Here is a 13,066-nt window from a genome sequence, read left to right on the forward strand (position 1 = left end):
AAAAGGGGGCCCGGCACGAAGCCGGGCCCCCAAAAAAAGCCACTCAGACGCCGAGGTCGCCACCGAGGTAGGCGGCCCGCACCTTCGGGTCGTTCAGCAGTTCGGCCCCGGGCGCGCTCTGGACCACACGGCCCGTTTCGAGCACGTACGCCCGGTCCGACAGCTTCAGCGCCTGCTGGGCGTTCTGCTCCACCAGCAGCACCGTCGTCCCGCGCTTGTTGATCTCGCGGATGATGTCGAAGATCTGCGCGATCAGCATCGGCGCCAGGCCCATCGACGGCTCGTCGAGCAGCAGCACCTTCGGCTTCGTCATCAGCGCGCGGCCGATGGCGATCATCTGCTGCTCGCCGCCCGACATCGTGCCGCCGAACTGCGTCTTGCGCTCGGCGAGCCGGGGGAACAGCTCGTAGACCTCGGCGAGGTCGGCTTGGAGGTCGTCCTTGCGGGTATAGGCACCCATCAGGAGGTTCTCCTGCACCGTCATACCGGGGAACACGCCCCGGCCCTCCGGCGACTGGCCGATCCCGAGCAGCACGCGCTTGTGCCCCGGGGTCTTCGAGATGTCCTGGCCGTTGAACAGGATCCGGCCGCTGGTGAGCGGACGGAGCCCGGAGATCGTCTTGAGCGTCGTGGTCTTGCCGGCGCCGTTGGCCCCGATGAGGGAGACGATCTCACCCTCGCCGACCTGGATGCTCATGCCCTTGAGGGCCGCGATCTTGCCGTAGTGGACGTTGATGTCCTCGACCTCAAGAAGCATCTTCGGACACCCCCAGATAAGCCTCGATCACCTTCTGGTTGTTCTGCACCTCGTGCGGCAGCCCTTCTGCGATCTTCTGGCCGAAGTCGAGCACCGCCAGCCGGTCGCTGATGTGCATGACCAGGCCCATGTCGTGCTCGATCAGCAGCACCGTGCGGCCGTCGTCCCGGATCTTGCGGATCAGCGCCTGCAGCGAGTTCTTCTCCGCCGGGTTCATGCCCGCGGCCGGCTCGTCGAGCAGGAGCAGCTTCGGGTCCGTGGCGAGGGCCCGCGCGATCTCCAGCCGGCGCTGGTCGCCGTAGGAGAGGTTCTTCGCGACGTTGTGCTCGACCCGGCCGATGCCGACGAAGTCGAGCAGCTCCCGGGCCCGTTCACGGCCCTGCTTCTCTTCCTTGCGGTGCCACGGCAGGCCGAGCGTCGCGCCGATCGCGCCCGTCTTGTGGTGCGCGTCGACGCCCACCATGACGTTCTCCAGCGCCGACATGTTGTGGAACAGCCGGATGTTCTGGAACGTCCGGGCGACGCCGCGCTTGGTGACCTTGAACCGCTTCATGCCGTCGATGCGGTCGCCGTCGAAGCGGACCTCGCCCTCGGTCGGCTGGTAGACGCCGGTGACCACGTTGAACACCGTGGTCTTGCCCGCGCCGTTCGGGCCGATGAGGGCGAAGATCTCGCCCTCGTTGATGGTGAGGTTGACCTCGCGCAACGCCGTGACGCCGCCGAAGCGCATGGTCACGTTGTCGAATTCGAGCAGCGCGCTCACTTCGTCACCTCCGCCGAAGCCTCGGAGTCGGGGCCGGCCACTTCCGCGCCCAGCGCGCCCATGCCACCGGTTCCTTCCCGTAGTTCGGCCTTGCGCTGCCGCGACGGCAGCAGGCCCTCCGGCCGCAGCGCCATCATCAGCACCAGGACGGCACCGAAGATCAGGACGCGGTAGTCGTTGAACTGGCGGAACCGCTCCGGCAGCCACGCGATCACGAACGCCCCGAGGATGACGCCCGGCAGGTTGCCGGACCCACCCAGCACGACCGCGGCCAGGATGGTCGCGGACAGGATGAACGGGAAGTTGTTCGGCTCGATGAACACGGCCTTGCTGGCGTAGATCGTGCCGGCGAAGCCACCGATCATCGCGCCGATCGCGAAGGCGAGCAGCTTGAACTTGAACGTCGGCACGCCCATCAGCTCGGCCGCGTCCTCGTCCTCGCGGATCGCCGCCCACGCCCGCCCGACCCGGCTCTTGGTGAGCCGCACCGAGAAGACGATGACGAGCACGATCGCGAACACCATCAGGTAGTAGTACGGCGCCGGGTCGAGGAAGAACTCCATGCCGAACAGCGGCTCGGGGTGCGGGACGTTCGTGATGCCGCGCGCGCCGCCGATGCCGTCGGTGTTGTTCGCCGTGATCCGGACGATCTCACCGAAGCCCAGTGTCACGATCGCCAGGTAGTCGCCGCGTAGCCGGAGCGTCGGTGCGCCGAGGATGACGCCCGACACCGAGGCCAGGAAGATGCCGATCACCACCGTCGGCCAGAACGACCAGCCGTAGGTCGTGCCGATCGACGCCCACGTGTAGGCGCCGATCGCGAAGAACGCCACGTAGCCGAGGTCGAGCATGCCCGCGTGGCCGACCACGATGTTGAGGCCCACGGCCAGCAGGATGTAGGTGCCGACCGGGAAGATCAGGACGGTCGTCCAGTCCGAGTACGGCGACATGAACGCGCCGATCCACGGCGCGGGCAGGATCAGGACCAGGACGAGCAGGGCGAGGTACACGCCGTAGCGCTGCCAGTGCGGCGCGTCGGCCCACCAGTCGCGCATCCCGTCGACGGGGTGGAAACCCTTGCGCGCCGGGGTTTCGTTGTTGTCAGCCACTCCGTCGCCTTTCATGCGCGTGCTCGCTGGAGGGATTCACCGAGGATGCCGGTGGGCCGGAGCATCAGCACGAGGACGAGGACCACGAACGCGGTGACGTCCTTCCACTCGGAACCGAGGAAGATGGAGCTCCAGTTCTCGACCAGGCCCAGCACGATGCCGCCCAGGAGGGCGCCGCGCAGGTTGCCGATACCACCGAGGACGGCCGCGGTGAACGCCTTGATGCCGAGCAGGAAGCCGACCCGGTAGTCCGTGTTTTCGTACTCCATGACGTAGAGCGCCGCGGCGACACCGGCCATCGCGCCGCCGAGCAGGAACGTGATCCGGACGATGCGGTCGATGCTGACGCCCATGAGCACGGCGGCTTCGGGGTCCTGCGCGGTCGCCCGGATGCCGCGGCCGATGCGCGTGCGGCTGACCAGCTGGTCGAGCACGACCATCACGACGACGGCGGCGATGACGACGAAGACGTGGTCGGTGCGCACGACGCCGTTGCCGATCCGGAACAGCTCCTCGTGCGGCACGAACCGGGGCGCGTTCTGCTGGACCTTGCCCGCCTTGTCCGACAGCGCGGGGATGATCGCGAGACCGAACAGCTCCTGCAGGAACAGGGAGGCGCCGATTGCGGAGATCAGTGCGGCCAGCCGGGTCGCGCCCTTCTTGCGCAGCGGCCGGTAGGCCAGCTGCTCCAGCACGATGGCCGACCCGCCGGACACGGCGGCCGAGGACACCGCGATGAGCAGGAGGATGCCGATCATCCCGAACACGCCGACGGTGATCGGGGCGGTGCCACCGGCGATGGCGATGAGGATGAACAGGGACGTCATCGTCCCGATCATGAAGATTTCGGAGTGCGCGAAGTTGATCAGCCTCAGCACGCCGTAGACCATCGTGTAGCCGAGGGCGATGAGGGCGTAGATGGAGCCGGCTACCAGGCCGCCGATGGTGCTGCCCAGAAACTGGCTCTGCAGATCTTGGAACATGACGTAGTTGCCTTACCTGACGGGGCGAGGATGGTCGCCACATTGGCGGGGAGCGGGGGTGCTGTGTCCGAGCACAGCGCCCCCGCTCCCGTTAGGTGTTAACTAGCTCCGTCAGCCGGTGATCTTGGCGGCGGTCGAGTCGCCGAGGTTCTTGATGACCCCGCCGACGACCTGGTACACGTAGATCGCGTTCGTCTGCGGCTCGCCGTTCTCCTTGAACTTGATCTGCTTCGACGCGCCCTTGAAGTCCTCGGTCTTGAGGAAGTCGTTGATCTTCTCGCCGGTGGTGTTGCCCGCCTTGACCGCGTTGATGATCGCGGTCGCCGCGTCGTAGCCCTCGGTCGCGTAGATCGCCGGGTCGACGTTGAACTTGGCCTTGTACTTGGTGGCGAACTCGTTCGTCGCGCCGGCGTCCGGGATGTTGCACGGGCAGCCGATGACGGCACCGTCGGCCGCCGCGGCACCCGCACCCGAGACCAGCTGCGGGTCGAGCGAGCCGTCACCGGTGGCGAAGATGGCCTTCACGCCGCCGTCGCGGAGCTGCTTGAGCAGCCGGCCGCCCTGGGCGTAGTAACCACCGAAGGTGATGACGTCCGGGTTGGCCGCCTTGACCTTCTGCACGGTCGACGAGTAGTCCGACGCGTCCTTGGCGAACTTGTCGCGCTCGGTCGTGATGCCCTTGTCCTTGAAGGTCTTCTCGAACGCGTCCGCGAGGCCGACGCTGTACTCCTGGTCGTCCGAGAGGACGTACGCGTTCTTGGGCGACTTCGCCGTGATGAGGAAGTTCGCGATCGCGGGGCCCTGGTCGTTGTCGTTCGCGACGACGCGGTGCCAGTACTTCCAGCCGTTCGCGGCGAGACCCGGGTTGGTCGCCGACGGCGACACGCTCGGGACCTTGCCCTGCTCGAGGACGCCGCCGACGGCCTTCGACTCACCGGAGAACGCCGGGCCGATCAGGGCGGTGATCTTGTCCGTCCCGATCGCGGTCTGCACCAGCGAGGTGGCCTGTTCCGGCTTGCCCTGGCTGTCGTAGTTCTTCAGCTCGAGCTTGACGCTCGGGTTGGTGGCGTTGTACTCGTCGATAGCGAGCTTGGCGCCGTTGTTGGGCGGGATCACGATCCCGGAGTTCTCCCCGGTCAGGTCGCCCATGAACCCGATCTTCAGCGTGCTTCCGTCACCACTGTTGCTGGACGAGCCGCCACCGGCGCAGCCCGCCAGCGCGAGCGACGTCGCCGCTGCGAGGGCGAGAACCCGTCCAAAACGCACTCCTGACACCGACTACCTCCCATAACCAACCAGCCGCCGGTAGGGCGTTGCCCCCGACACAGGGGCTAGGTTAGGGCAGGAAGATATCCCTCTCGCCCGTCATGTGCACAGGCGGCCTCACTACTCTGTGTCCACATCGTGACGATCGCAACCGACACGAATTGCACGAAAAGCCGAACGACGTTTCGTTACAGCCCGCCGCTGGTCACGCAGCGATGCTAAGTATCGGGGCTTGTTCTGCGAATGGGTGACAGCCGTGTTTCCCCGGTATGTCATCGCCCATTTCGGCGGACGGTGCGTGGCCGGTTTCCCGTCGACCCGCTGTTCACCCTGGCGGGGGCGCCGCGAGGCGGGCACCACCGTAGGGATGCACCTTACGTCCGGTTCGGCGGCCGAACGGACCGGCCCCGCTGACCGGGACCGGCAGGTCTGCCCGAACGGCTGCCCCTTCGGGCACCGCGGTCACAACCATCGGTTGTCGTGGGTGCCCGAACGGCTGTTGGACCCGCCCCGCTCCCCGGCGGTTGGCTGGGGGCAGGCGAGAGACAGGGAGAGACAGGATGCGGGAAGTGGTCGAGGGCACCGCGGCGGGCGTGCCGTTCGTGGCGCTGCCGCCGGCGGACCCGGCGGCGCCGGCGGCGCTGGTGGCGGGCTGGCACCTGATGGAGGTGCCCGCGAGCGAGCAGACCTTCGCCGAGGCGGTGCCGATGAGCGGCTTGCCGGCGTGGCGGGTGTACTTCGGCCTGCCGCTGACCGGGGCCCGGCTGCCCGAGGGCGGTCCGGCGGAGCTGTTCCGGCTGGCGAGCGAGGACGCGGTGCTGAACGTCTTCGGGCCGGTCACTGAGCAGGCGGTGGCGGAGTTCCCCGCGGCGCTGGCCGAGCTGCGGGACCGGCTTCCGGGCGCGGACGGCCCGCTCGGCGTCTTCGGCGGCTCGGCGGGCTCGCTGGTGGCGCTGGAGGTGCTCGCCCGCGGGGACGTCGCCGTCGAGGCCGCCGCCGTGGTCAGCCCGGTCGCGCAGCTGGCGCCGGTGATCGGCCGCAACGAGCGGCTCTTCGACGTCACCTACCCGTGGACCCCGCGGTCCCGGGAGGTCGCCGGCCACTACGACTTCGTGCGCCGGGCCGGGGAGCTGACCACGCCGCTGCTGCTGGTCGCCGGCGCGGACGACGACGTCGCCGTGCGTGAACCGGCGGAGGCGCTGCGCGAGAAGCTGGGGACCGAGCTGGTGACGGTCGACGGGATGGCGCACGAGTTCGCACCGGGGACGCCGGCCGCGAAGCAGGTCGACGCGGCGTTCAGCGAGTGGTTCGCGCGGTGGTTGCGAGCTTGAGGTCGTCCTCCGGCAGCCAGGCGTGCTCCGGGTCGTAGGCGCACCAGTCCTCTTCACGACTGGTGCGCCCGGCCAGGGCGAGGAGCCGCCGCAGCGCCGGGTGCGCTTTCCCGCGCCGCCAGACCAGCGACCACGGGAACAGCGGGGACGGCTCGAACGGCAGCACTTTCAGGTCGAGGTCGGGCGCGAGCTCCATGTCGGCGCCGGCGAGGGTCACGCGCCGCTTGCCGTACCGCGTCTGCTCGAGCGTGTGCCGCAGGTCGTAGCTGACGCCGGAGTCGTCGATCGGCACGTCGAACCGGGCGCACATCGCCTGCAGGTAGGACAGCCATTCCGCGGCCCCACCGGACCCGGGCAGCCAGATGCCCTCGGTGCGCAGCTCGTCGAGCCGCAGCACGTCCTGCTGGGCCAGGGGGTGCTCCGGGGCGAGCAGCCCGACCAGCGGCTCGAGCCGGATCGGACGGTGCTCCAGCTCGTCGGGCAGCGGCGCGCCGAAGCCGGTGACCCGGCCGATGGCGGCGTCGAGCCGGCCGGTCAGCAGCGGCTCGACGGCGTTGGCGAAGCCGCCACCGGCGACGCGGTCGATCCGCATCGCCGGCTCGCGCGCGGCGAGCCGGCGCAGCACGAACATGGGGGAGAGCCGGAAGTCGACGACGTCGAGGCGCAGCGGCCGGTCGTCGGCGCCCATCGCGGCCACCGCCGCGTCGGCCACCCGCACCAGCTCAAGCGCGTGCGGGAGGAAGCGCTCGCCCTCGGCGGTGAGCTCGACCGAACGGTTGGTGCGCAGGAACAACGGCGTCGCGAGGGTGTCCTCGAGCTTCCGGATCCGTTTCGACAGCGCCTGCTGGGTGAGGAACAGCGCCTGGGCCGCGCGCCCGAAGTGGCGCTGCTCCGCGGTCACGACGAACGCCCGTACCTGGGCGAGGTCGAGGTCCACCGGCTCAGGCGCCCGGCGGGCGGTCCCGGACGACGCAGGTGAGCCGTGCGGTGCAGGTGCGCCGGCCCTCGTCGTCGGTCAGCACGATCTCCGCGGTGATGGTGCCGCGCCCGACGTGCAGCGGCGTCGCGACGCCGGTGACGGTGCCCGAGCGGACGGCCCGGTGGTGCGTGCAGGAGAGCTCCAGCCCCATCGCCGCGCGGCCCGGGCCCGCGTTCAGCGCGGCGACCGTCGAGCCCAGCGCTTCGGCGAGCACGGCGTTGGCGCCGCCGTGCAGCAGGCCGTACGGCTGGAGGTTGCCCTCGACCGGGATCGTGCCGACCACGCGTTCGGCGGTCGCTTCCAGCAGCTTCATGCCGACCTTGTCGTTCAGCTGCTGGTCCGCGGCGGCCGGGTCGATCCCCGACAGCCGGTCCACGTCGATGGGGGCGGCACTTTCGGTCACGCAAAGCTCCTGTTCCTATGCGACACGTAAGAGTGTCGGACCCTCAGCCTAGACTCGGCTCCGTGAGCCCGAGTGAGAAGACGACCGTTGCCAACGCCACAGGAACGACCGGTGTCGCCGAGCGGCCGAAGCTGCTGCTGATCGACGGCCATTCGATGGCCTACCGCGCGTTTTTCGCGTTGCCCGCGGAGAACTTCAAGACCAAGACCGGGCAGGTCACGAACGCGGTCTTCGGGTTCACCTCGATGCTCATCAACCTGCTGCGCGACGAGACGCCGACCCACCTCGCGGTGGCGTTCGACCTCTCGCGCAAGACGTTCCGCTCGGAGACCTTCGCCGAGTACAAGGCGAACCGCAGCGCGACCCCGGACGAGTTCCGCGGCCAGGTGGACCTGGTCAGGGAAGTCCTCGACGTGCTCGGCATCCCGTCGCTGACGAAGGAGAACTTCGAAGCCGACGACATCATCGCCACGCTCACGACGCAGGCGACGGCGGAGGACTTCGACGTCCTCATCTGTACGGGCGACCGCGACGCGCTGCAGCTGGTCACCGACCAGGTCACCGTGCTGTACCCGAAGCGCGGCGTCTCGGAGATGACGCGGTTCACCCCGGACGCCGTCGAGGAGAAGTACGGGCTCACCCCGCGGCAGTACCCGGACTTCGCCGCGCTGCGCGGCGACCCCTCGGACAACCTGCCGAACATCCCCGGCGTCGGCGAGAAGACCGCCGCCAAGTGGATCAAGCAGTTCGGCTCGCTCGACGACCTGATCGACCGCGTCGACGAGGTCAAGGGCAAGGCAGGCGAGGCGTTGCGCGCCCACCTCAGCTCGGTCCAGCTGAACCGCCAGCTCACCGAGCTGATCCGCGACGTGGAGCTGGAGATCGCCCCGGCCGGGCTGGAACTGCGCCCGTGGGATCGCGAGGCCGTGCACGCGCTGTTCGACGAGCTGGAGTTCCGCGTCCTGCGGGACAGGCTGTTCGCGACGCTTCAAAGCGCCGAACCCGAGGCCGACGAAGGCTTCGAGGTCTCGGGGTCCGCGCTCGCCCCGGGCGAGCTCGCGGCCTGGCTCGCGGCGCACGCGGGCGAGGGCGAGCCGGTGGCGCTGGCCTTCCGCACCGCGGGCGCGTCGGTCCGGTCCGACCTGCGCGCGGTCGCCTTCGCATCGGCCGACGGCGAAGGCGCGTACGTCGACGTGACGGCGATGGATCAGGCCGACGACGCCGCCCTCGCCGCGTGGTTCGCCGACCCGAAGATCCGCAAGACCGGCCACGACCTCAAGGTCCCGCTGCACGCCATCCACTCCCGCGGCTGGACGCTGACCGGGCTCGCCATGGACACCGCGCTCGCCGCCTACCTCGTGCGGCCCGGGCAGCGCACCTTCGAGCTCGACGACCTCGCGCTGCGGTACCTGCACCGCGAGCTGCGCTCGGAGACCGACGGCGGCGACGGACAGCTGTCGCTGCTCGACGGCGGCGTGGAAGGCCTGGAGCAGAAGGAGATCGACGAAGAGCTGGTCAAGGCCCGCGCGATCTTCGAGCTGGCCGGCGCCCTCGACAAGGAGCTCGAGCAGACCGGCGGCGCGCGGCTGCTCGCCGAGCTGGAGCTGCCGCTGCTGGAGGTCATCACCGCGCTGGAGATCGCCGGCGTCGCCGTCGACCTGGAGCAGCTGACCTCGCTCGAGGCGCACTACCTCTCGCGCGTCACGCAGGCGGCCGACGAGGCGTACGCGGTGATCGGCAAGCAGATCAACCTCGGCTCGCCGAAACAGCTGCAGGTCGTGCTGTTCGACGAGCTCGGCATGCCGAAGACCAAGCGCACCAAGACCGGCTACACCACCGACGCCGAGGCGCTGCAGGGCCTGTTCGAGAAGACCGAGCACCCGTTCCTGCAGCACATGCTGGAGCACCGGGACGCGACGAAGCTGCGTACGACCGTCGAAGGCCTGATCAAGGCCGTCGCCGACGACGGGCGCATCCACACGACGCTGCTGCAGACCATCGCGGCCACCGGGCGCCTGTCCTCGACCGAGCCGAACCTGCAGAACATCCCGGTCCGCACCGAAGAAGGCCGCCGCATCCGTGACGCGTTCGTGGTCGGCGAGGGCTTCACCGAGCTGATGACCGCGGACTACAGCCAGATCGAAATGCGGATCATGGCGCACCTGTCGAAGGACGCGGGCCTCATCGAGGCGTTCAACTCCGGCGAGGACCTGCACACGTTCGTCGCGTCGCGGGCGTTCTCGATGCCGCCGGAGGAGATCACGCCGGAGCTGCGCTACCGCGTCAAGGCGATGTCGTACGGCCTCGCGTACGGGCTGTCGGCGTACGGGCTCTCGCAACAGCTGCGGATTTCCACCGAGGACGCCAAGGCGCAGATGGAGGCGTACTTCGACCGCTTCGGCGGGATCAGCGACTACCTCCACTCGGTCGTCGGCGTCGCGGCGAAGAACGGGTACACCGAGACGGTCTTCGGCCGCCGCCGCTACCTGCCGGACCTCAACAGCGACAACCGCCAGCGCCGCGAGATGGCCGAGCGGATGGCGCTGAACGCCCCGATCCAGGGCAGCGCGGCCGACATCATCAAGGTCGCGATGCTCAACGTCCACCGCGCGCTGGTCGAGGCGAAGCTGAAGAGCCGGATCCTGCTGCAGGTGCACGACGAACTGGTGCTCGAGGTCGCCGACGGGGAGCGCGAGGAGCTGGAGAAGCTCGTGCGCCACGGCATGGGGTCGGCCTACGAGCTGGCCGTGCCGCTGGAGGTCTCGGTCGGCTACGGCCGGTCCTGGAACGAAGCCGCGCACTGACGTCCGGGTTCACTCAGCGTCGCGATTCGGATCACCGGGTCGTGGCGCGGGTGTACTCGGGCGGACGTCGTCGGGTGCTCGTTGCCGGGACGATGCTTCGTGCATGGCCAGTGACTTCCAGCGACGCAAGATCTCCGGCGTGTTCGGCGCGATGGACACCGATGACGACGGCTACCTGACCGAGTCCGACTTCCGGGCGCTCACGGCGAGATGGCTCGACCTCCGCGGCACCGACGGCGGCACGCTTGAGGGGGAGAAGCTCGCCACCATCATGATGGGCTGGTGGGCGACGCTGCGCGACGCGTCCGATCGCGACCGCGACGGCAAGGTCAGCCTCGACGACGTCCTCGGCGTCGTCGACGAGCTCCCGAAGACGCCGGGCGCGGTCACCGGCACCGCGTCGGCGATGTTCGAAGCGGTGGACGAAAACGGCGACGGCACGATCTCGGCGGCGGAGTACCGCCGGATGATCGAGGCCTGGAGCGGCGCCGGCACCCCGACGGACGAGGTGTTCGCCTTCCTGGACACCGACGGCGACGGCCGCCTGTCCCACGACGAGTTCACGGGCCATTGGTACGAGTTCTGGGCGGGCGACGACCCGGCGGCCCCGGGGAGCGCGGTCTTCGGCCGGGTTTGACGGTCAAGCGGTGCAGTGTCGGGTGCTCTTTCGGGCAGACCGCCGGACGGAGCCACGGTCCCGCTGAACGGTCTCCCCGGGGGCCCGTTCAGTCATCCGCGCACGAAAACCGTTGGCATTGCGACGAACGGAGGACTCCGTTCGGGTGAGCCATTACCGCTGGGTAGGGAGGTCGGCACCCGAGGCGTGGCGATCACGGCGTAGGGTCCGCCGAATGGGGTTCGAGCGTGAGCGACGACGCTGGCGGGTCCGGCTGCACGACGAACTCGGCCGGGTGTGCGGTGCGGGCACGGTTCTCGACGAGTACCACGTCCTCACGAGTGCGCACGTCGTCGAAGCCGCCGGGGGTCCGCGTTCCGCGCTGAGCGTCGACTTCGTCGGCCTGGCCGAGGCGATGCCCGCCACGGCCGCCGTCGTCGAAGGCTGCTGGGTGCCCTCCGACGGCGGTGGGCGCGGCGATCTCGCCGTGCTGCGGCTCGAACGGCCCGAATCCCGCGTCTTCCGCGCACCGTTGCACCGCATGCCGCTCGGCGAGCACCAGCTCGTGCGCGCCTTCGGGTTCCCGCCGGGTTCGATCGGCCGCTGGACCCACGCACGGCTCGGCGGCCCCGAGCACCCCGGCGGTCCCGGCGGCGAGTGGGTCCGGTTGTTCCGCACCTCCGAAGCCGAACCGCTCGGCCCCGGCTTCGGGGGCACGGCGGTGCTCGACGAGGCGACCGGCCACGTCGTCGGCGTCGTCGTCGGCAAGGACTCCGGGACCTGGATGATCCCGGTCGAGACCATGCTCGGGCACCTGCCGCAGCTGAGCATCTGGACCTCGGGCAGCCCGGCGGTCGACGCGAGTTTTTCGCGGCCCGTCGGCGAAGCCGTCGACGGCTCCTTCGTGCAGCGCGTCGCCGACTGGTTCGCCAAGGCCGAGCCCGGCACGGTCTGGGTCGTCGACACCGGCGAGGCCGGCTCGCCCGTCGCCGCGGCCCTGCGGTTCGGGATCGTCCTCGCCGACCGCGAACGCTCCCTCGGCGTGTCCGGCCTGCCGCCCGGCGGGATGCCGCCGGCCGGCAGCGTCGACCTCGCCGTCGATGCCACCGGCCGTACCGCCGACGCCGTCCGCCACCGGATCGCCGATCGGCTCACGACCGGGGTCGCGGGCCGCACCCTCGTCGTCGACGCGATCGACGACTCCGCCGAACCCGACCGGCTCGTCGGCGAGGTGCTGGCCCCGCTGGCCGGCCGCGCGGCCGAGCTCGGCATCCGCCTGCTGCTCGGGTTCCGGGAGGAGTCCTCGCCCGGGGTCGCGGCGGTGCGGGCGAGCACCCTCGGGGCCCGCCCGGCGCCGGACGACCTCGCGGGCCGGCTCGACGTGCTGACCCAGTCCGTCGAGGAACTCGCCGAGATCGAGGCGTACCAGCTGCGCGTGGCGACCCGGTTCACCGGCGTCGCGATGCTGCCCGCCCGGGCCCAGCGGCTGCGCGGCGCGCTGAAGCAGCTGCGGTCGGCCGAAGTCGACGGCGACGCGGAGTGGGTCGAGAAGCACATCGGCGGCCACGAGCACGCGGTCGCCCCGGCGGTCGAGGACGGCCGCCGCCAGCGCGCGGTGCTCGACGGACTGGTCGCCCGCCGCGAGGAACTGCGGGCGCGCCTGGCCGCGGACAACGAGCTCGCGCGCGAGCAGGGCTTGGCGGGCGATCCGGAGCTGGAGCAGGTGTATGTCCCGGCGAAGAGGCTGCTGATCGACGGTCCTTGCGAGCTGACCGCGGCGGCCACGGCGGTCGACACGTACGCAGCCGCGGTCCGGGCCCGCATCGAGGACCGCGGCTGACGTTCGGCGCCGGAACTGTCGGTGCCGAACGGTAAAGTAGAGAACGGGGGGCGCCCCGGCGGGCCGGCCCACGAACTGCGCGGTCCCGCCTCGGCCGAGTGCCCGTCCACCGCGTTCGGTGCCGGAACTGTCGGTGCCCACCGGTAAAGTGGAAAACGGGGGGCGCCCCGCGAGTGGTGCCCCGGAAGTCGGCTGAACCGGCCGACCCGGCGACC

Annotated in this window: 11 protein-coding genes; 4 read left to right on the top strand and 7 right to left on the bottom strand. The window is 70.1% G+C overall.

Translation table 11 applies throughout. From position 1 onward, the window contains the following. Window positions 1-43 precede the first annotated feature (43 nt). The 5 genes from AB0N03_RS19885 to AB0N03_RS19905 form a co-directional block, all read right to left on the bottom strand. Window positions 44-757 carry an ABC transporter ATP-binding protein gene (locus AB0N03_RS19885; protein WP_364373441.1) on the bottom strand — a complete coding sequence of 238 codons (714 nt, stop codon included), beginning with the start codon at window positions 755-757 and terminating at the stop codon, window positions 44-46. Continuing rightward, a complete protein-coding gene (locus AB0N03_RS19890) occupies window positions 747-1,520 on the bottom strand; it encodes an ABC transporter ATP-binding protein (protein WP_364373444.1) in 774 nt (257 codons plus the stop codon). Before AB0N03_RS19890 ends, AB0N03_RS19885 begins: the two co-directional genes overlap by 11 nt. Beyond that, entirely contained in the window at window positions 1,517-2,644 is a 1,128-nt protein-coding gene (locus AB0N03_RS19895) for a branched-chain amino acid ABC transporter permease (protein WP_364373447.1), read from the bottom strand. Before AB0N03_RS19895 ends, AB0N03_RS19890 begins: the two co-directional genes overlap by 4 nt. Then, entirely contained in the window at window positions 2,641-3,612 is a 972-nt protein-coding gene (locus AB0N03_RS19900) for a branched-chain amino acid ABC transporter permease (RefSeq protein WP_364373449.1), read from the bottom strand. Before AB0N03_RS19900 ends, AB0N03_RS19895 begins: the two co-directional genes overlap by 4 nt. A 111-nt stretch (window positions 3,613-3,723) precedes the next feature. Continuing rightward, entirely contained in the window at window positions 3,724-4,878 is a 1,155-nt protein-coding gene (locus tag AB0N03_RS19905) for a branched-chain amino acid ABC transporter substrate-binding protein (protein WP_364373452.1), read from the bottom strand. Window positions 4,879-5,438: 560 nt separating this feature from the next. On the opposite strand from AB0N03_RS19905, the gene AB0N03_RS19910 reads away from it, so the two are divergent. Continuing rightward, complete coding sequence (locus AB0N03_RS19910; RefSeq protein WP_364373455.1) at window positions 5,439-6,209, top strand: alpha/beta hydrolase; 771 nt, start codon at window positions 5,439-5,441, stop codon at window positions 6,207-6,209. Here the strand turns inward: AB0N03_RS19910 and AB0N03_RS19915 are convergent. Next, a complete protein-coding gene (locus tag AB0N03_RS19915) occupies window positions 6,175-7,146 on the bottom strand; it encodes a LysR family transcriptional regulator (protein ID WP_364373458.1) in 972 nt (323 codons plus the stop codon). The two genes, AB0N03_RS19910 and AB0N03_RS19915, sit on opposite strands and share 35 nt — an antisense overlap. A 4-nt stretch (window positions 7,147-7,150) precedes the next feature. Next, complete coding sequence (locus tag AB0N03_RS19920) at window positions 7,151-7,591, bottom strand: hotdog fold thioesterase (protein ID WP_020646636.1); 441 nt, start codon at window positions 7,589-7,591, stop codon at window positions 7,151-7,153. 62 nt (window positions 7,592-7,653) lie between these two features. Between AB0N03_RS19920 and polA the strand changes: the two genes are divergently transcribed. The 3 genes from polA (at window position 7,654) to AB0N03_RS19935 (ending at window position 12,851) form a co-directional block, all read left to right on the top strand. Then, the gene (gene polA, locus AB0N03_RS19925; RefSeq protein WP_364373461.1) at window positions 7,654-10,395 is read left to right on the top strand and encodes a DNA polymerase I; all 2,742 of its coding nucleotides are present in this window, start codon (window positions 7,654-7,656) and stop codon (window positions 10,393-10,395) included. A gap of 103 nt (window positions 10,396-10,498) precedes the next feature. Further along, a complete protein-coding gene (locus AB0N03_RS19930; RefSeq protein ID WP_364373463.1) occupies window positions 10,499-11,032 on the top strand; it encodes an EF-hand domain-containing protein in 534 nt (177 codons plus the stop codon). A 214-nt stretch (window positions 11,033-11,246) separates the two neighbouring features. Next, a complete protein-coding gene (locus AB0N03_RS19935) occupies window positions 11,247-12,851 on the top strand; it encodes a trypsin-like peptidase domain-containing protein (protein WP_364373466.1) in 1,605 nt (534 codons plus the stop codon). The last annotated feature ends 215 nt before the right edge of the window (window positions 12,852-13,066 follow it).

It is taken from the genome of Amycolatopsis sp. NPDC051061 (assembly GCF_040682935.1).
In the GTDB taxonomy this organism is placed as follows: domain Bacteria; phylum Actinomycetota; class Actinomycetes; order Mycobacteriales; family Pseudonocardiaceae; genus Amycolatopsis.